We start from the raw sequence: 16,731 nt of genomic DNA on the forward strand, positions 1-16,731 counted from the left end.
CTCATGAAAGGCCGACGGCGCGGCCCGGTGGTCCGGGCCGGGCTGCGCCGTCCTGCCTGTCCGCTCAGCCGTGCAGCTTGCCGGCGATGCCCGCGACGTGCTTGCCCTGGTAGCGGGCGGCGTCCAGCTCGACCTCGGACGGCATGCGGCTGCCATCGCCATCGGTGATGGTCGACGCGCCATAGGGTGAGCCGCCCTTCACCGCCTCGACCCCCATCTGCCCCTGGAAGGCATAGGGAAGGCCGACCACCACCATGCCGTGATGGAGCAGGGTGGGAATGAAGGAGAGGATGGTGGATTCCTGGCCGCCATGCTGGGTGGCCGACGACGTAAACACCGAGCCGACCTTGCCGACCAGAGCGCCGGAGAACCACAGGCCGCCCGTCTGGTCGACGAAGCTGCGCATCTGGGACGCCACCGTGCCGAAGCGGGTGCCGGCGCCGAAGATGATGGCGTCGTAATTCTTGAGGTCGTCCACCGTCGCGATCGGCGCCGCCTGGTCGAGCTTGAAGTGGTGCGCCTTCGCCACCTCCTCCGGCACCGTTTCCGGCACGCGCTTCACGTCCACCGTGGCGCCGGCCTCGCGCGCGCCCTCGGCGACTGCGTTCGCCATCGCCTCGATGTGCCCGTAGGCGGAATAATAGAGAACCAGAACCTTGGCCATGTGCGTCGCTCCGCTGGCAGCGGGCGCCGCCCATGCGGCCGCCCGGTTGATGTCGACGCAGAACCTAGCGGCGCCCGATGCGCGCCGAAAGCGGTGAGTTCAACAGAGGATGTTTGCAATTTTGCAAAATGGACGTCTCCACATGCGGGTGTGCGCCGTTCCCCGATGGCACGGCGACGCGGCCGGGCAGGCTGGAACCATTGGTCTCATCATCCACCTCACGCGACTGATCGGCCTGCCTCATGTGCACATGCACGCCTCGATCGCCTCGCCTCCTCTCACGGCCCTTGCCATGAGCGCCGGAAGCCTTTAACCCCCGCTGCGGGAGCCCGTAGCTCAGCCGGTAGAGCACGTGACTTTTAATCATGGGGTCTCGGGTTCGAATCCCGACGGGCTCACCACCTCATCATCCGCCGCAACGCCGTGAAACGGCAGGACAGGGATGCCATGACGCAGCGGCGCACCTCTCCTGCCACCATCGCCGGTGTCGTGTTCGCGCTGCTCCTTCCCAACCTGCCGGCACAAGCGGAAAGCCTTTGGCAGCAAGGGTCGGGGCGTGCGACGAGCCCATCCTACGGCGCCACGCTGCGCGGCCTCGGCCAGCGTGCCTTGCCCGGCGGGCCGCCTTCCGATTCGCTAGAGCGGCGGCTGAACCTGCCCGGTTCGCGCGCCAACCCGCCGGTGCGCGGCACCAATCTCGACGATCCGGCCTGTCCGCCCGCCCGCCCGAACTGTATTCCGACCATGCAGCGCTAGACGATCGGGAACCCGGACCCCTGCGATCCGGTTGACGGTGCGGCGCTACATCCGGCGCCGCGGCCTGATCGACGCGAGGAGGATTCCATGGACGGCAACCGCGACATGAAGCGCCTGAAGGCGGACGCCAGCGGCAATACCGGGCTGAGCGCCGTGCTCGCCGAGGCCGTTCGCACCTTCGCCTCGCCCGAGGATGCGGTGAACTTCCTCACGGCACGCGGCTTCGACGTAAGCGCGCGCGATCTGGTCGAGGCGGCAGCCGAGGAAGCGCGGGAAGAGGTGCCGGTCGGCGAAGGCGAGGGCGGCTACGGCATGCTCATGCGCTACATCATCGACCACTGACGGGATGTTCCGCCACACGAATGCGGAACAGCAGCAGCGGTCGCGATTCGACCGGCGTAAGCCGTTGCTGCGCCTCGATTTCGGCACCCATCTGGCGAACCAGATGGGGAATGTCGATGGCGGCTATCGGATCGGTACATACGACCTCGATGAGGTCGCCGGGAGCCGCGCGTTCCAGCGCCCGTCGTGTGCGCAGCGCCGGCAGCGGGCACTTCAAACCCTTGAGATCGAGGTGGATCACGTCCATCCGGCTGGCTTAGGCCAGTGATCGAATGGCGACAAGGCACTTGACGCCACGCGCCGCTGCGGGCACCTGCGGAACAGGTTCGGGCAGGAGTGCGCGGCATGAAGGTCATCGGTTTTGCCGGGTGGAGCGGGGCGGGTAAGACGACGCTGCTGTCCCGTCTCATTCCCGTGCTCATCGCCCGCGGGCTCACCGTCTCCACCATCAAGCACGCGCACCACGCCTTCGATGTCGATACGCCCGGCAAGGATTCGCACACGCACCGCATGGTCGGCGCCCAGGAGGTCCTGGTTGCCTCCGCGGTGCGCTGGGCCTTGATGCATGAGCTTCGCGATGCACCGGAGCCCGACCTGCCGGAATTGCTCGGGCATCTGGCACCGGTCGATCTGGTTCTGATCGAAGGCTACAAGCGCGACCATCACCCCAAGATCGAGATCCACCGCCCGAAAGTCGGCAAGCCGCTGCTGTTTCCCGAGGATCCGCATATCGTGGCGATTGCGTGCGATGAATCGGCCGACAGCGCAGCGCTTTCGGATGTCGACCTCCCGGTGATCGACCTCAACGACACGGAGGCCGTTGCCGACATGGTTCTGCGTCACGCGGTGCCGATCGAGAGCGTGAAATGGCGGGAGCCGGTTCAGGCGGAGGGATAGCGCGCGAGGATGGCCTCAGCCGCCGCGATATCGTCCGGCGTGTTCACGTTGAGGAACGGGTCATAGGGTTGAACTGCCCACGCAACACGCTCTGCACCTGCTTCTGCTGCAAAACGACCGGCACGACGCTCGTCATTTTCTTCAAGAAGCTCTCGCAACATGCTGCTGAGGCTGACATTCCACAGTCCTATCACGGGGTGAAAACGCTCTCCTGACATTGCGCACGCCGCTTGCCCTTCGCCTAGAGCGGCTTCCAGACGAGAGGCGAGATCGGCCGGCAGAAAGGGAGCGTCGCAGGGTACGCTCAACAGCCATTCGATGTCGGGCCGATACCGGGCGAGGTGATCGAGGCCCGCAAGCAGCCCCGCGAGCGGTCCCGGATGACCCGGCAGCGTATCCACCACGACCGCCATGCCGGCACCGAACCGGGCGGCATCGCCATTCGCGTTCAGCAGCAGCGTTTCAACCTGGCCCGCCAGCCGCCGCTGGATGCGTTCAAGGATGGTCACGCCGCCGAGGCTTAGCAGCCCCTTGTCGCCGCCACCCATGCGTCGGGAGAGGCCGCCGGCGAGAATGAGACCTGCGATCTTTGGCATGCTTCAGGCCGAAGGGCGGCTGATGAGATAGGCCGCGACGCCCACGAAGCAGGCCGCCGTTCCGGCCAGAACGAGCACGGGCAGCCCCATCACCACCAGCAGCCCGAAGCTGAAGGCCATGCTGACGACCGCGAAGATCTTCGCCCAACGCGGCACCGCGCCATTGCGCCGCCAGGCCACCACCGAAGGCCCGAGACGCCGATGAGTGACGAGCCAGGTCTCGAAACGCGGCGATGAGCGCGAGAACAGCCACGCCGCGATGATGAGGAACACCGTTCCCGGCATCATGGGCGTGAAAATGCCGATGATGCCCAGCGCAACGCAGAGCCAGCCGAGGCCGATCATCACCCAGCGCAACGGACCGCTGGCAAAGCGGGTGCGCAGGGCGGGTCGGGCAAGAGAAGCGGGCGGGGGAGGGATCATGTCGCTCATATAAGGCCGGTCCATCGCATGGCCAATACGCTGCGTCACCCTGCGCCGAGCAACGTGACCGCCACATCGCGCTCGAACACATAGAGCAGGGCGCGCAGCGCCTGCCCGCGGGCGGTGACGAGGTCTGGGTCCGCGGCCACGATGCGGGCGGCCTCCGCGCGGGCGGCTTCCAGCAGGTCGCCATGCAGTTCCGGCCGAGCGACGCGGAAGCCGGGAAAGCCGCTTTGCCGCGTGCCGAGCACGTCACCTTCGCCGCGCAGCTTCAGATCCTGCTCGGCGAGATAGAACCCGTCTTCCGAATCCCGCAACGCCTGAAGCCGCGCCTTCGCTACTTCGCCGAGCGGCGGGCGGTACATGAGCAGGCAGGTGGAGGCGACCGAGCCGCGCCCGACCCGACCGCGCAATTGGTGAAGCTGGGCAAGGCCGAAGCGTTCGGCATGCTCGATGACCATGATCGAAGCCTCGGGCACGTCGACACCTACCTCGACAACCGTGGTCGCGACCAGCAGGCGGGTTTGGCCGCTGGCGAAAGCTGCCATGGCGGCATCCTTCTCGGCGCCCTTCATCTTGCCGTGGACGAGCCCGACCCTGTCGCCGAAATGCTGCTTCAGCTCGTCGTGGCGCGCCTCGGCGGCGGCAAGGTCGGAGCTTTCCGATTCCTCGACCAGCGGGCAGATCCAGTAGGCGCGGCGCCCCTCGCGCAAGGCCGCGCCCAGCCGTTCCACGACCTCGCCGATCCGCTCGGAAGACACGGCCCGGGTCTCGATGGGCGTGCGGCCTGCTGGCTTCTCGCGCAGCTCGCTCACATCCATGTCGCCGAAGAAGGTGAGCACCAGCGTTCGCGGAATCGGGGTTGCAGTCATCACCAGAACGTCGACCGCCTCGCCCTTGGAAGCCAGCGCGAGACGCTGGTGGACGCCGAACCGGTGCTGCTCGTCGACGATGGCGAGCGCCAGATCATGAAAATCGACACTCTCCTGAAACAGGGCGTGGGTGCCGATGACGATGTCGATAGCGCCGCTCCGCAAGGCACCGAGCAGTTCCTCGCGGACGCGGCCTTTCTCGCGCCCGGTCAGCAGGGCCACACGCAAGCCGGCAGCGGCAGCGAGGGGGGCGATGGTCTTGAGATGCTGGCGGGCGAGGATTTCTGTCGGCGCCATCAGCGCCGCCTGCCGCCCGCCCTCGACGACGATGGCAGCGGAGAGCAGGGCCACCACCGTCTTGCCTGAACCGACATCGCCCTGCAGCAGGCGCAGCATCCGGTCGCCGGAGCCGATGTCGCGGGCGATCGCTGCCAGCGCCGTCTCCTGCGCGCCGGTGAGGCTGAAGGGCAGGGCAGCGCGCAGACGGGCCGTCAGGCGGCCATCGCCATGGCTCGGCCGGCCGACGCCGCGCACGTTCGACGCGCGAACAAGGGCAAGGGCGATCTGGCCGGCGAGCAGTTCGTCATAGGCAAGGCGTCGCCAGCCGGCGCCGCCCGGCGTCGCGTCGATCGGTTCCGCCGGCTGGTGGATGGAGGTCAGCGCAGCGGCGAACGGCATGGGGGCGGGGCCGTTGCGGCCGGGGCTCTGCCATTCGGGAAGCGGACCCGCGAGCGCCAGAGCGGCCCCCATGGCGCGCCGCACATGACCCTGGCCGAGCCCTTCCACCAGGGCATAGACCGGCTCGACCGAAGGCAGCCTGGCAAAGCCCGCGGCATCGACCACGCGCTCGGGATGGGCCATCTGCCGCATGCCGTCATAAAGCTCGATCCTGCCGGAAAGCCAGCGGGTTTCGCCCGGCGGCAGCAGCCGCTCGACATAACCGCGATCGGCCTTGAAGAAGACCAGCGTCAGGTCGCCGCTGTCGTCATGCACCTGCACGCGATAGGGCGCCCGGCTTCCCGCGGGCGGGGGACGGTGCTGGCCAACCTTAACCTCCAGCGTCACGGTCTCGCCGGGCGGGGCCTCGGCGATGAGCGGGCGTTTGCGGCGGTCCACGGTACCGGAGGGAAGGTGGAACAGCAGATCCAGCACGCGCGGGCCTTCCTGCCGGCCGAGCAGGCGGGTGAAGGGGCGCAGCATCTTGGGGCCGATGCCGGAAAGATCGGCCAGCGCACTAAAATAGGGATTGAGACATTCGGGCCGCATGCGAGAGGCAAGGTGGCCGAGCCGGAAGCCGAGCGCAACGGTGGCGGGGGCGCTTTCCCCGTTGGGCTCGCCACCATGCACCGGGCGCGGGGCTGTGCCACGCCCCTGCCTGCGGGCGGCGGCTGACAGGCGGGAAGGCCTGCGTTAAACAGCGCGTTCTCGCCAAAACGGGGCCGGAGGCCCATATGACCGGCACGACCATATCCAGCGCGGGGCTCGATCCGAGGCGGCGGCGCATCCTGTTTCGCGCCTGGCATCGCGGCACCCGCGAAATGGACCTCCTCATGGGCCGCTTCGCCGACGCCCATCTGCCGACGCTCCCCGAGGGCGACGTCGCCGATTTCGAGCGGCTGATCGAGGTGGAGGACCCCGATCTTTTCACCTGGATCGGCGGGCAGACGCCGCCTGCCGAGCATGATACGGCACTGTTCCGCCGCTTTCGGCAGTTTCACCTGTCGGGCGAGGGGCTGCCGGAAATCTGATCGCCACTACCCGACCCGATTGCTGCCCTGCCCCGGCGAAGTTCCGCAGATTCGCCGCTTCTGGATGTCCGATGGCCACTTCGCCGACCCAACTCGTCTCCCGCCTCGTTCCCGGTCGCGCCACCACGCTCGCCAATGTGCCCTCGGGCATGGAAGGGTTGGTCGTCGCCGATCTCGCCCGCGCGCTCGCCGCACGGGACGATGCGCCGTGGCCGACGCTGACGGTGATCTGCCGCGATGCCGACCGCATGGCCGAGATGGAACGTGCCATAGGCTTCTTCGCGCCAACCGTCGAAGTGCTGTCGCTGCCGGGCTGGGATTGCCTGCCCTATGACCGGGCCTCGCCCCATGCGGACATCATCGCGCGCCGCATGACGACGCTGGCGCGGCTCGCCCGCGTGCGTGGGCGCCAGGGCGGCAGCGTCCTGCTCACCAGCGTGCATGCCGCGCTCCAGCGCGTGCCGAAGCGTGCGTTGGTCGCGACGCAATCTTTCTCGGCCGCGCCCGGTAACGCGCTGGATATCGAGGAGATCGTCGCCTGGGCCGAGATCAACGGCTTCCAGCGCACCTCCACCGTGCGTGACACCGGCGAATATGCGGTGCGCGGCGGCATTGTGGACCTGTTCCCCCCGGGATTGCCGGCGCCGGTGCGGCTCGATTTCTTCGGCGATACGCTGGAATCCATTCGTTCCTTCGATCCGGACACTCAGCGGACCTCGCAGCAGATGCGCGCGCTGGAGCTGGTGCCGATGAGCGAACTCCAGCTTACCACCGAGACCATGCGCCGCTTCCGCATGGCCTATGTGGCGCAGTTCGGCGCAGCCCAGCGCGGCGACCTGCTCTATGAGGCGGTGAGCGAGGGTCGGCGCTATCCGGGCATGGAGCACTGGCTGCCGCTGTTCCATGACGGTCTCGACACCCTTTTCGACTACGCTGCGGGATCGCCGGTGGTGATGGAGGCGCAGGTCGAGGAAGCCGCGCGCGAGCGGCTGGCCCAGATCGCCGATTATTACGATGCACGCCGGGACGCGCTCGAGCAGCAGGGCGGCCACGGCACGCCCTATCGTCCCCTGCCGCCGACGCAGCTCTATCTGACCGCCGACGAATGGGAGACGCGGCGCGCCGATCGATCGCGCATCACGCTCACCGCCTTCGCGGTGCCGGAAGGCCGGGAAGTGGTGGACCTGCACGGCCGGGCCGCCCGCAGCTTCGCGCCGGAGCGCGCCGACCCTGAGGCTAACGTCTTCGAGACCGCGGCGAACTACCTGCGCGATCTCTCCAAGCAGAAGCGCACCATCCTCGCTGCATGGTCCGACGGTTCACGCGACCGCCTCGCGACGGTGCTGGCCGACCATGGGCTCAAGGGCGCGCAGACGGTCGGCACCCGCGATGCCGCCGATGCGCTGCCGAAAGGCGCCATCGCGCTCGCCGTGCTGGGCGTGGAAAGCGGCTTCGAAACGGACAGCCTCGCGGTCATCGGCGAGCAGGACATTCTCGGCGACCGCCTCGTGCGGCCCAAGCGCAAGCAGCGCCGTCCGCAGGACGTAATCGCCGAACTCGGTTCGCTGACCGCCGGCGACCTCGTGGTGCATGTCGACCACGGCATCGGGCGCTTCGTCGGACTGAAGGCAATCGAGGCGATGGGTGCCCCCCACGACTGCCTCGAAATCCACTATGCGGAAGGATCCAAGCTCTTCCTGCCGGTGGAGAATCTCGAACTGCTCTCCCGCTACGGCTCGGAGGACACCGAGGCGCAGCTCGACCGGCTCGGTGGTGGAGGCTGGCAGGCGCGCAAGGCGAAGATGCGCAGCCGCATCCGCGAGATGGCGGCCGAGCTCATCAAGGTCGCGGCCGCACGCCAGCTCCGCGAAGCGCCTCGTCTCGTGCCCGCCTCCGGCGTTTATGACGAGTTCCGCGCCCGCTTCCCCTATGAGGAAACCGAGGACCAGGAGGCCGCCATCGAGGCGGTGTTCGACGATCTCGGTTCCGGCCATCCGATGGACCGTCTCGTCTGCGGTGATGTCGGCTTCGGCAAGACCGAGGTGGCGCTGCGCGCTGCCTTCGCCGTCGCGCTTTCCGGCAAGCAGGTTGCTGTCGTGGTGCCGACAACGCTGCTGGCCCGCCAGCATTTCAAGACCTTCTCCGAACGCTTCAAGGGTCTGCCGGTGGAAGTGCGGCAGGCCTCGCGGCTCGTGACGGGCAAAGAACTGTCGGAGACAAAAAAGAAGCTTGCCGACGGCACGGTCGACATCGTGGTCGGCACCCATGCGGTGCTCGGCAAGGCGATCTCCTTCAAGGATCTCGGCCTCGTCATCATCGACGAGGAGCAGCATTTCGGCGTCGCCCACAAGGAGAAGCTCAAGCAGCTCCGCGCCGAGGTGCATGTGCTTACCCTCACCGCGACCCCGATTCCGCGCACGCTGCAGCTCGCCATGACCGGGGTGCGCGAGCTCTCCATCATCGCCTCACCGCCGGTGGACCGCCTTGCGGTGCGCACCTTCGTGACGCCCTTCGACCCGCTGATCGTGCGCGAAGCACTGCTGCGCGAGCGCTATCGCGGAGGACAGAGCTTCTATGTCTGCCCGCGCATCGAGGACCTCGCCGAGGTGAAGGACTTCCTCGACAAGAACGTGCCGGAGGTGAAGGTCGCCGTCGCTCATGGTCAGATGGCGGCGACGCAGCTCGAGGAGATCATGTCCGCCTTCTATGACGGGCAGTTCGATGTGCTGCTGTCCACCACGATCGTCGAATCGGGCCTCGACATCCCGACGGCCAATACGCTCGTCATCCACCGGGCCGACATGTTCGGGCTGGCCCAGCTCTACCAGCTGCGCGGGCGGGTGGGGCGCTCCAAGACGCGCGCCTATGCGATCTTCACCGTGCCGACCGAAAAGGCGATCACCGCGCAGGCTGATCGCCGGCTCAAGGTGCTGCAGTCACTCGACACGCTGGGCGCCGGCTTCCAGCTCGCGAGCCATGACCTCGACATTCGGGGCGCCGGCAATCTTCTGGGCGACGAGCAGTCCGGCCACATCAAGGAAGTCGGCTACGAACTCTATCAGGAGATGCTGCAGGAGGCGATCGCCAACCTGAAGGCCGGCATCGAGGCGCCGGTCGCGGAGAAGTGGTCGCCGCAGATCTCGATCGGCATGCCGGTGCTGATCCCTGAGGACTATGTCGCCGACCTGCATGTGCGGCTGACGCTGTATCGCCGGCTGGCCGACATCGAGACCGATCAGGAGATCGAGCAGATCGGCGCCGAGATGGTGGACCGCTTCGGAACCCTGCCCGAAGAGGTGGAGCACCTCATGAAGCTGGTCGCCATCAAGGCGCTGTGCCGCCGCGCCAATATCGAGAAGGTCGATGCCGGGCCGCGCGGCATGGTCATTACCTTCCGCGACAACAAGTTCCCGAACCCGGCCGGTTTCGTCGCCTATATCGGCAAGCCGCATGTGGTGGCGAAGATGCGCCCGGATTTGAAGGTCGTCTTCTCGGACGACTGGCCGACCGCCGGTGCCCGGCTGAAAGGCACGGTCGCCATCCTGCGCGAGCTGGCGAAGATCGCCGGGCAGGGAGCCCGGGCGGCCTGAAAACAGCCTTCAGGACGGATGCAAACGGAGGGAAGTCCGCTGGCGGGGGCGGTCCGGTCGGTATACCCAAGCCGCACGGCTCAGGGGGCGCTGTCGCTGTCGGGCAGAAGATCGGCGTCGAAATCGGACCCCATCCCGTCGCCGACGCTTTCCAGATCGTCGCCGCCGGCCTGGTTCATGTAGTCCTGGCTCTTGTCCGCGCCGGGATCGTCCGGCAATGGGCCGTAGTTCAGGTAGTTCGAGTCGTTCTTTGCCGGAAACTCGATCTTCATGCCGCCATTCGGCTGCACCGTGGTGGTGACGCCGTTCTCAGGATTGGGATGGACGGTGACGGATTCCTGCGCCCGCGCGGGCTGGGAGAGCCCCATGCCAAAGGCAGCACCCACCAGCACGGCGGCGGCGATGAAACGGGCGGTGAAGCGCATCGGGATCCCTCCTGCGGGAAAAGCGGGACGTCGCGGACTGTCTGGATATCGGTCCGGGCAGTCCACCTCTCTTAGGAGGCCAATCGAGCCGATCTGTCCAGCCGCCACGCGGCGGGGATAACTGCTTTTCACCGGGTGTAACCGCGGCACATGGCTCATTCCGCATCCCACCATGTCTCCGCGAGCGTGCCGGAGAGAGAAGGCGTCTGTGGCCGGGCAACCTTTGTCCAGCGTGCAAGCCATTGATCCGGCGTGTGGAACAGGGGAACCGAGAATTGCGCCGAGATGAGCACGCGGTCCAAAGCCCGGACGGCGGCAATAAAATCCTCTCTCTCGCGCGCCGCGAGCAGAGCGCGGATCATCGCGTCGGCAGCCGCGTTCCGAAGGCCCATGAAGTTCCGCGTGCCCGGTTGATCGGCCGCCTCCGAGCCGAAATAGAAGGCCTGCTCATTACCGGGCGACAGCGACTGATCCCAGATATAGGGCACGATGTCGTAGTCGTAGTTCTGCTTGCGCGTCTCGAACTGCACGTTGTCGACGAGCCGGATGACGAGATCGATGCCGGCGCGTTTCACCATGCGCTGATAGGCGAGAGCGAGCCGTTCCTGATCCTTGGTGCCGACGACAAGTTCCGGGCGAAGCAGTGCGCCATCCCTCTTGTCGATCATCACGCCGTCGACGAGATGCCAGCCCGCGGCATCGAGCAGGCCGAGCGCGGTGCGCAGCCTCTCCCGGTCCCGGCCCGATCCATCGGATACCGGCGGCTGCCAGGTGCCCTCCATCACAGGGGGCAGCACGGCGTCGGGGAACGGTGCAAGCAAGGCGCGCTCGGTTTCGCTGGCCGAACGGTTACGGGCGGAGAGTTCGGAATTCTCATAGAAGCTGGCCGTGCGGGTATAGACGCCGAAATAGAGCTGCTGATTGATCCATTCGAAGTCGAACAGCTCGACCATCGCCCGGCGCACGCGATTGTCCGCGAAAACCGGACGGCGCATGTTGAAGACGAGCGCGGAGTAGGGTGCCGGCGTCTGCGTGCCCACATCCTCCAGCACGATCCGCCCATCTCGCCGGGCGGGAATGTCGTAACCCGTCTTCCATCGACCCGGGTCCGTTTCGAACCGGATATCGTAGAGCCCGCGCTTGAAGGCTTCGAACAAGCCATTGACGTCGCGATAGAAATCGTAGCGCAGGGTGTCGAAGTTATAGAGCCCGCGATTCACCGCTAAATCGCGCCCCCAATAATCCGGGGCGCGCCTGAGCACGACGCTTTCCCCCGGCTTCACCTCGCCGCACACATAGGGGCCGCTGCCGAGGGGAGCCGTGAAGCTGGTGTTCTCGAAGCTGTTCCAATCGGTCGCATGCTTCGACAGAACCGGCATCAGCGCGAGGATCAGAGGCAGTTCGCGATCCTCCTGTGCCAGCGTGAAACGAATGCCATGCGGACCGATCTGCTCGGCGCGGGCAACCTTTCCGTAATAGGAGCGGTGATTAGGCCGCCCCCTGGCGCGCAGAAGCTCGTAGGAGAAGAGCACGTCCTCGGGGCTTACCGGCGTGCCGTCGGAAAAGCGCGCGGCGGGGTCGAGCTGGAAGGTCACATGGCTGCGGGCATCGTCGGTCTCGATCGAGCGTGCAAGCAGGCCGTAGACGGTGAAGGCCTCATCCGGCGAGCGCGCCATCAGGCTCTCGACGATGTTCCAGCGGATGAAGGGTGGCGGCGTTCCGCGCACGATGAAGGGATTGAGGCTGTCGAAGGTGCCGACCGCCCCCTGCACCAGCCGCCCGCGCCGCGGCGCATCCGGGTTGACGCTTCGATAATGGCTGAAACCGGCCTCGTAGAGGGGCATGCCGTGCATCGCCAGACCGTGCATCGGGCCGCCAGCGGACGCTGCGGCAGGAATCCCTTCATCGCTGTCCGGGGTGGCGGCCGAGGCCCTTGCGACGAGGGGTCTCATCCCGGATACCCCTGCCGCAGCGATCCCGGCGCACAGGATATGCCGCCGTGTGATATCCACCTTTGCGCATCTCCGTCTCGGATCCGGCCCGGTCACGCCTCATGACCGTCCGAATCAGAGATAGTATGTACGCCTCAAGGGAATTCTCCGACGGCCACGGTCTTGCCTCAATTGGTCGTGAGACACCCCTCAACCTGAGATGGCGCCTAGGCGTCCGCCTGACGTCGGCGTGCCGACGGTTTGCTCGACAGGACAACGAAATGATCCGACGTTCGTCTCTCGCGCCGCGTAGTGCGGCCAAGCTCGTCGCCGCGCTTGCGGTGGCCTCGTTCCTCGGCGGCGCCACCGGCGCATTCGCCCAGACGGCCCCGGCGAAACCTGCCGCCAAGCCTGCTGCGAAGCCCGCTGCGCAGAACGCCCAGCCCGCCGCTCCCGCGGCGCCGGCCCAGGCCGCGCAGACCCAGCAGATTCCCGCGGTGGCGATTCCGTGGATCAAGCGCTGTGCGGATGATCCCAATATCAAGAAGCAGGTCTGCAACATGGAGCAGACCATCATCGCCGATACCGGGCAGTTCCTCGTGCGCTTCGGCCTGTTCGAGGTGAAGGACGACCCGAAGAAGATGTTCACGGTCGCGTTCCCGACCGGCATCCTGCTACGCAATGGCTTCCGCGTCGCGCTCGCCGGCGAGCAGCCGCTGACCGGCACCTTCGTGATGTGCGACGACAAGGTCTGCCGCGGCGACCTCCAGGTCGATGCCGCCTTCATCGACCGCATGAAGAAGGCCCCCGGCCTGACCCTGCAGGTCGCCAATGCCGTTGGTCGCGTGATCTCCTACCCGATCGGCCTCGGCGATTTCGGCAAGACCTATGACGGTCCGCAGACCGACCAGAAGCAGTTCGAAGCCCAGGTTCAGAAGATCCAGGACCAGGTGCGTGCCCGCCAGCAGCAGGTGCAGGCCGAGCAGCAGCAGATGGAACAGAAAACCAAGGAAGGGCTGGAGAAGCTCGGCGCCGAGAAGCTGAAGCAGAACCCGCCGGCCCAGTGACGCCAAGGCGTCCGGCCTGAATAGCGATAAGGGCGTCCGCTGCCGCGGACGCCCTTTTTCATGCTTGCCATGCGGCAGCCGGGCAGCCGTCCCGCGCGGTGGAGGCTTTCCTCCACGGCCATTCGCGCCTAAGTGAAGACAGGTGGTACGTCGCCGCTCTTCTTTTCGTCCAGCGGGTCCTGCATGGTCGTCGTCGTCAACACGCTGAACCGCCCCCGTCACCCGGAAAAGGCCAATCGGCCCGAGACCCCGGTTCTGCGCAAGCCGGACTGGATTCGCGTGCGCGCGCCCGGCACGCCGGGCTGGGCCGAGACCGCAAAGATCGTCCGCGCGAACGGCCTCGTCACGGTGTGCGAGGAGGCGAGCTGCCCGAATATTGGCGAGTGCTGGCAGAAGAAGCACGCCACCTTCATGATCATGGGCGACACCTGCACGCGCGCCTGCTCGTTCTGCAATGTGCGCACCGGCCTGCCGAATGCGCTGGATCCGGACGAACCGCAGAAGGTGGCCGAAGCGGTGGCCAAGCTCGGCCTTGAACACGTCGTCGTGACGTCGGTGGACCGCGACGACCTCGCGGATGGCGGCGCCGAACATTTCGCCCGCACCATCCGGGCCATCCGTGCGCTCAACCCGACGACCACCATCGAGGTGCTCACCCCCGATTTCCTGCGCAAGGAGGGGGCTCTGGAGGTCGTGGTCGAGGCGCGGCCGGATGTGTTCAATCACAATCTGGAATGCGTGCCCTCGCTCTATCTCACCGTGCGGCCGGGCGCGCGCTATTTCCATTCGCTGCGCGTGCTGCAGCGGGTGAAGGAGCTGGACGACTCGATCTTCACCAAGTCCGGCATCATGGTCGGCCTCGGCGAGGTGCGGAACGAGGTGCTGCAGCTGATGGACGACCTGCGCTCGGCGGAGGTGGATTTCATGACCATCGGCCAGTACCTGCAACCCACCCGCAAGCACCACGAGGTGAAGGCCTTCGTCACCCCGGATGAGTTCAAGTCCTACGAGGCGATCGCCTATGCCAAGGGCTTCCTGATGGTGTCGTCGAGCCCGCTCACCCGTTCGTCGCACCATGCCGGCGAGGATTTCGCACGGCTGCGTGCGGCCCGCGAGGCGAAGCGCGGAACAGCAGGATCTACGGCGAGCCATCCGACGAAAACGGTGCCCGGCCCCGTGGGGCAGCCGGCCTGACGCCATGCCCTCATTCCGCAACAACAGGCGGGTGCGCCATACCGCCGCCGACATGTTCGACCTCGTCGCCGATGTCGAGCGCTACCCCGAATTCGTGCCGCTGTGCGAAAGCCTGACTGTCCGCCGGAAGGTGGCGAGCGGTGATGGCGTCGATATCCTCGTGGCCGACATGACCGTCGCCTACAAGGTTTTCCGCGAATCCTTCGCCAGTCGCGTCACGCTGGACCGGCCACGCCTCAGCATCGTGGTAGAATATCTCGACGGCCCCTTCAGCCGACTGGAAAACCGCTGGTCGTTCAGGGATCTGCCGGCAGAGGACGGAAGCCCGTCGCCGCTCTGCGAGGTGGGTTTCTTCATCTCCTACGAGTTCCGCTCGCGTACGCTCGGCCTGCTGATGGGCGCCATGTTCGATGCTGCCTTCCGGCGCTTCGCCGAGGCCTTCGAGAAGCGGGCGGATGTGGTCTACGGGGTCGGCACAAGCGCGGGCTGAGTTCAGCGCGCCAGTTCCTTCAGCATGGACAGGGCGGTCAGCACGGAGGAGCGGCGCACGCCCTCGCGGTCCTGACCGGCAAAGACCTCGCGCCGCTCGATCAGCCGTCCGTCGCGCCGCTGCGCGGCAAAATGCACGAGGCCCACCGGCTTTTCCGCGCTTCCCCCGCCAGGTCCTGCTATGCCTGTGACCGACACTCCGATCGAGGTGCCGGCCACGGCGAGCAGGCCGGCCACCATCTCGCGTGCGGTCTGGGGACTCACCGCACCATGGGCGTCGAGCGTCGCCTCGCTGACTCCGAGGACGGCGACCTTGGCGGCGTTCGAATAGGTGACGAAGGCGCGATCCACCACGTCGGACGAGCCGGCGATCGCGGTCAGCGCTCCGCAGACCAGACCCCCGGTGCAGGATTCAGCCGTCGCTGCGGTCCAGCCACGCGCCCGGCAGAGCGCCAGTACGCCCTTTGCCGCTGCTTCGATCTCGCGATCCATCCGCTTCTCCTATTCGTCACACCATGGCAGGCGTACGGTAGCGGTCGCCAGCGCGGCAATGCCCTCGCGCCGTCCGGTGAAGCCGAGGCGCTCGCTGGTGGTCGCCTTCACGCTGACGCGGCTGGGCGGGATACCGGCGATCTCGGCAATCCGGGCCCGCATGGCCTCGCGGTGGGGGCCGATCTTGGGCGCTTCGCACACCACGGTCGAATCGAGATGGGCGACGATTCCGCCCCGCGCGCGCAGCAGGGCGATGGCATGTGCCAGGAAGCGATCCGACGACGCACCCTTCCATTGCGGATCGGAGGGCGGGAAATGGCTGCCGATGTCGCCGTCGCCGAGCGTGCCGAGCACGGCGTCGGTCAGCGCATGAAGAACGACGTCCGCATCCGAATGACCGGCGAGGCCGGCGATGTGGGGAATGGCGATGCCTCCGAGCATGACGTGGTCGCCCGCGCCGAAGGCGTGCACGTCATAGCCCGTCGCCGAGCGCACGTCGGCGAGGGTCAGGGCGATCTGGCGCTCGGCGTCCACGAAATCCTCCGCTGTGGTGATCTTCACATTCGCCGCTTCCCCCGAAAAGGCGAACACCGGATGACCGGCCGCCTCGGCCACCGCGGCATCGTCGGTCAGATCGCTGCGGTGAAGCGCGCGGTGCGCGGCGAGGATAAGAGGAAAGCGGAAGGCCTGCGGCGTCTGCACGCGGCGCAGGCCCTCGCGATCGGGGCCTGCCGACAGCGTGCCGTTCCCGGCGTGGGCCTTGACGGTGTCAGTGAGGGTCAGCGCCGGTACCGCGGCGCCGTGAGAAGCCGCCGCCTCGATCGCCCGGCCGACGAGTTCGGCGGTGAGAAAAGGCCGTGCCGCGTCGTGGATCAGAACGAGATCCGGCGCATCGCCCGCAATGGCCTCGAGGCCCGCCTTGACGGAGGCCTGCCGCGTCTCTCCGCCCGTACAGAAGGCAATCTCTCCCGGCAGGCCGGCAAGCGCCTCGGTGCATGCCGCTTCGTCGTTCTGGTGGATGACCACACGGATACGACGGATGCGGGGATCGGCAGAAAAACATTCCACGGTCCGTCGCAGCAGCGGCTTGCCACCTACGGCACGAAGCTGCTTCGGCACGCCCGCTCCCGCCCGCAGCCCGCGTCCCGCCGCCACCACCACTACATCCGTCGTCATGCACATCGTCCGCGGATCATTCTTTTGACACGGGTGGACGGTCCTGCCGGGTGGCGGCGCGTCTTGCCC

The 16,731-nt window shown here is 67.0% G+C and carries 17 protein-coding genes and 1 tRNA gene; 9 read left to right on the forward strand and 9 right to left on the reverse strand.

All coding sequences use genetic code 11. The features are described from left to right. Nucleotides 1-64 precede the first annotated feature (64 nt). Complete coding sequence (wrbA, locus tag MWN34_RS12730; protein WP_247029665.1) at nt 65-664, reverse strand: NAD(P)H:quinone oxidoreductase; 600 nt, start codon at nt 662-664, stop codon at nt 65-67. Nucleotides 665-989: 325 nt separating this feature from the next. Between wrbA and MWN34_RS12735 the strand changes: the two genes are divergently transcribed. The 3 genes from MWN34_RS12735 (at nt 990) to MWN34_RS12745 (ending at nt 1,762) form a co-directional block, all read left to right on the forward strand. After that, nucleotides 990-1,065, forward strand: a tRNA-Lys gene (locus tag MWN34_RS12735). 46 nt (nt 1,066-1,111) lie between these two features. After that, the gene (locus tag MWN34_RS12740; RefSeq protein ID WP_247029666.1) at nt 1,112-1,420 is read left to right on the forward strand and encodes a hypothetical protein; all 309 of its coding nucleotides are present in this window, start codon (nt 1,112-1,114) and stop codon (nt 1,418-1,420) included. Between the two features lie 87 nt (nt 1,421-1,507). After that, nucleotides 1,508-1,762, forward strand: a complete 255-nt coding sequence (locus MWN34_RS12745; protein ID WP_247029667.1) for a hypothetical protein — start codon at nt 1,508-1,510, stop codon at nt 1,760-1,762. Here the strand turns inward: MWN34_RS12745 and MWN34_RS12750 are convergent. After that, nucleotides 1,749-2,009 carry a sulfurtransferase TusA family protein gene (locus tag MWN34_RS12750; protein ID WP_247029668.1) on the reverse strand — a complete coding sequence of 87 codons (261 nt, stop codon included), beginning with the start codon at nt 2,007-2,009 and terminating at the stop codon, nt 1,749-1,751. The genes MWN34_RS12745 and MWN34_RS12750 overlap by 14 nt on opposite strands. A 98-nt stretch (nt 2,010-2,107) precedes the next feature. Here MWN34_RS12750 and mobB point away from each other — a divergent pair, with 98 nt between their 5' ends. Beyond that, a complete protein-coding gene (gene mobB / locus MWN34_RS12755) occupies nt 2,108-2,659 on the forward strand; it encodes a molybdopterin-guanine dinucleotide biosynthesis protein B (protein ID WP_247029669.1) in 552 nt (183 codons plus the stop codon). Here mobB and mobA read toward each other — a convergent pair. Genes mobA through recG form a run of 3 tightly spaced genes read right to left on the reverse strand, consistent with a single transcriptional unit; the run spans nt 2,644 to nt 5,816 of the window. Further along, nucleotides 2,644-3,255, reverse strand: coding sequence for a molybdenum cofactor guanylyltransferase MobA (gene mobA, locus MWN34_RS12760; RefSeq protein ID WP_247029670.1), 612 nt, complete (start codon nt 3,253-3,255; stop codon nt 2,644-2,646). The two genes, mobB and mobA, sit on opposite strands and share 16 nt — an antisense overlap. A gap of 3 nt (nt 3,256-3,258) precedes the next feature. After that, nucleotides 3,259-3,687, reverse strand: a complete 429-nt coding sequence (locus MWN34_RS12765; RefSeq protein ID WP_247029671.1) for a YbaN family protein — start codon at nt 3,685-3,687, stop codon at nt 3,259-3,261. A gap of 35 nt (nt 3,688-3,722) precedes the next feature. Then, the gene (recG, locus tag MWN34_RS12770) at nt 3,723-5,816 is read right to left on the reverse strand and encodes an ATP-dependent DNA helicase RecG (protein ID WP_247029672.1); all 2,094 of its coding nucleotides are present in this window, start codon (nt 5,814-5,816) and stop codon (nt 3,723-3,725) included. Nucleotides 5,817-6,001: 185 nt separating this feature from the next. Here recG and MWN34_RS12775 point away from each other — a divergent pair, with 185 nt between their 5' ends. After that, nucleotides 6,002-6,298, forward strand: coding sequence for an FAD assembly factor SdhE (locus MWN34_RS12775; RefSeq protein WP_247029673.1), 297 nt, complete (start codon nt 6,002-6,004; stop codon nt 6,296-6,298). 71 nt (nt 6,299-6,369) lie between these two features. Continuing rightward, nucleotides 6,370-9,888, forward strand: coding sequence for a transcription-repair coupling factor (mfd, locus tag MWN34_RS12780; RefSeq protein ID WP_247029674.1), 3,519 nt, complete (start codon nt 6,370-6,372; stop codon nt 9,886-9,888). A gap of 80 nt (nt 9,889-9,968) precedes the next feature. Here mfd and MWN34_RS12785 read toward each other — a convergent pair whose 3' ends face one another. Both MWN34_RS12785 and MWN34_RS12790 read right to left on the reverse strand, forming a co-directional pair. After that, the gene (locus MWN34_RS12785) at nt 9,969-10,313 is read right to left on the reverse strand and encodes a hypothetical protein (protein WP_247029675.1); all 345 of its coding nucleotides are present in this window, start codon (nt 10,311-10,313) and stop codon (nt 9,969-9,971) included. A 155-nt stretch (nt 10,314-10,468) separates the two neighbouring features. Next, on the reverse strand, nt 10,469-12,166 hold the full coding sequence (locus MWN34_RS12790; RefSeq protein WP_425532107.1) for an extracellular solute-binding protein: 1,698 nt from the start codon (nt 12,164-12,166) through the stop codon (nt 10,469-10,471). A gap of 359 nt (nt 12,167-12,525) precedes the next feature. On the opposite strand from MWN34_RS12790, the gene MWN34_RS12795 reads away from it, so the two are divergent. The 3 genes from MWN34_RS12795 (at nt 12,526) to MWN34_RS12805 (ending at nt 14,995) form a co-directional block, all read left to right on the forward strand. Next, nucleotides 12,526-13,311 carry an invasion associated locus B family protein gene (locus MWN34_RS12795; RefSeq protein ID WP_247029677.1) on the forward strand — a complete coding sequence of 262 codons (786 nt, stop codon included), beginning with the start codon at nt 12,526-12,528 and terminating at the stop codon, nt 13,309-13,311. A gap of 183 nt (nt 13,312-13,494) precedes the next feature. Further along, nucleotides 13,495-14,505, forward strand: coding sequence for a lipoyl synthase (gene lipA, locus MWN34_RS12800; protein WP_247029678.1), 1,011 nt, complete (start codon nt 13,495-13,497; stop codon nt 14,503-14,505). Nucleotides 14,506-14,509: 4 nt separating this feature from the next. Beyond that, nucleotides 14,510-14,995: a type II toxin-antitoxin system RatA family toxin gene (locus tag MWN34_RS12805; RefSeq protein ID WP_247029679.1), complete on the forward strand. Its 486-nt coding sequence runs from the start codon at nt 14,510-14,512 to the stop codon at nt 14,993-14,995. Nucleotides 14,996-14,997: 2 nt separating this feature from the next. On the opposite strand, the gene MWN34_RS12810 is transcribed toward MWN34_RS12805, so the two are convergent. Further along, entirely contained in the window at nt 14,998-15,486 is a 489-nt protein-coding gene (locus tag MWN34_RS12810) for a CinA family protein (RefSeq protein ID WP_247029680.1), read from the reverse strand. A gap of 9 nt (nt 15,487-15,495) precedes the next feature. After that, nucleotides 15,496-16,662, reverse strand: coding sequence for a bifunctional 2-C-methyl-D-erythritol 4-phosphate cytidylyltransferase/2-C-methyl-D-erythritol 2,4-cyclodiphosphate synthase (locus MWN34_RS12815; protein ID WP_425532108.1), 1,167 nt, complete (start codon nt 16,660-16,662; stop codon nt 15,496-15,498). Nucleotides 16,663-16,731 lie beyond the last annotated feature (69 nt).

It is taken from the genome of Ancylobacter crimeensis, assembly GCF_023016805.1.
GTDB classification, from domain to species: Bacteria; Pseudomonadota; Alphaproteobacteria; order Rhizobiales; family Xanthobacteraceae; genus Ancylobacter; species Ancylobacter crimeensis.

Bases quoted from the DNA above. Each gene is read 5' to 3' on its own strand.
- wrbA (WP_247029665.1), bottom strand. From the start codon at position 664: ATGGCCAAGGTTCTGGTTCTCTATTATTCCGCCTACGGGCACATCGAG.
- MWN34_RS12740 (WP_247029666.1), top strand. From the start codon at position 1,112: ATGACGCAGCGGCGCACCTCTCCTGCCACCATCGCCGGTGTCGTGTTC.
- MWN34_RS12745 (WP_247029667.1), top strand. From the start codon at position 1,508: ATGGACGGCAACCGCGACATGAAGCGCCTGAAGGCGGACGCCAGCGGC.
- MWN34_RS12750 (WP_247029668.1), bottom strand. From the start codon at position 2,009: ATGGACGTGATCCACCTCGATCTCAAGGGTTTGAAGTGCCCGCTGCCG.
- mobB (WP_247029669.1), top strand. From the start codon at position 2,108: ATGAAGGTCATCGGTTTTGCCGGGTGGAGCGGGGCGGGTAAGACGACG.
- mobA (WP_247029670.1), bottom strand. From the start codon at position 3,255: ATGCCAAAGATCGCAGGTCTCATTCTCGCCGGCGGCCTCTCCCGACGC.
- MWN34_RS12765 (WP_247029671.1), bottom strand. From the start codon at position 3,687: ATGAGCGACATGATCCCTCCCCCGCCCGCTTCTCTTGCCCGACCCGCC.
- recG (WP_247029672.1), bottom strand. From the start codon at position 5,816: ATGCGGCCCGAATGTCTCAATCCCTATTTTAGTGCGCTGGCCGATCTT.
- MWN34_RS12775 (WP_247029673.1), top strand. From the start codon at position 6,002: ATGACCGGCACGACCATATCCAGCGCGGGGCTCGATCCGAGGCGGCGG.
- mfd (WP_247029674.1), top strand. From the start codon at position 6,370: ATGGCCACTTCGCCGACCCAACTCGTCTCCCGCCTCGTTCCCGGTCGC.
- MWN34_RS12785 (WP_247029675.1), bottom strand. From the start codon at position 10,313: ATGCGCTTCACCGCCCGTTTCATCGCCGCCGCCGTGCTGGTGGGTGCT.
- MWN34_RS12790 (WP_425532107.1), bottom strand. From the start codon at position 12,166: ATGCACGGCATGCCCCTCTACGAGGCCGGTTTCAGCCATTATCGAAGC.
- MWN34_RS12795 (WP_247029677.1), top strand. From the start codon at position 12,526: ATGATCCGACGTTCGTCTCTCGCGCCGCGTAGTGCGGCCAAGCTCGTC.
- lipA (WP_247029678.1), top strand. From the start codon at position 13,495: ATGGTCGTCGTCGTCAACACGCTGAACCGCCCCCGTCACCCGGAAAAG.
- MWN34_RS12805 (WP_247029679.1), top strand. From the start codon at position 14,510: ATGCCCTCATTCCGCAACAACAGGCGGGTGCGCCATACCGCCGCCGAC.
- MWN34_RS12810 (WP_247029680.1), bottom strand. From the start codon at position 15,486: ATGGATCGCGAGATCGAAGCAGCGGCAAAGGGCGTACTGGCGCTCTGC.
- MWN34_RS12815 (WP_425532108.1), bottom strand. From the start codon at position 16,662: ATGACGACGGATGTAGTGGTGGTGGCGGCGGGACGCGGGCTGCGGGCG.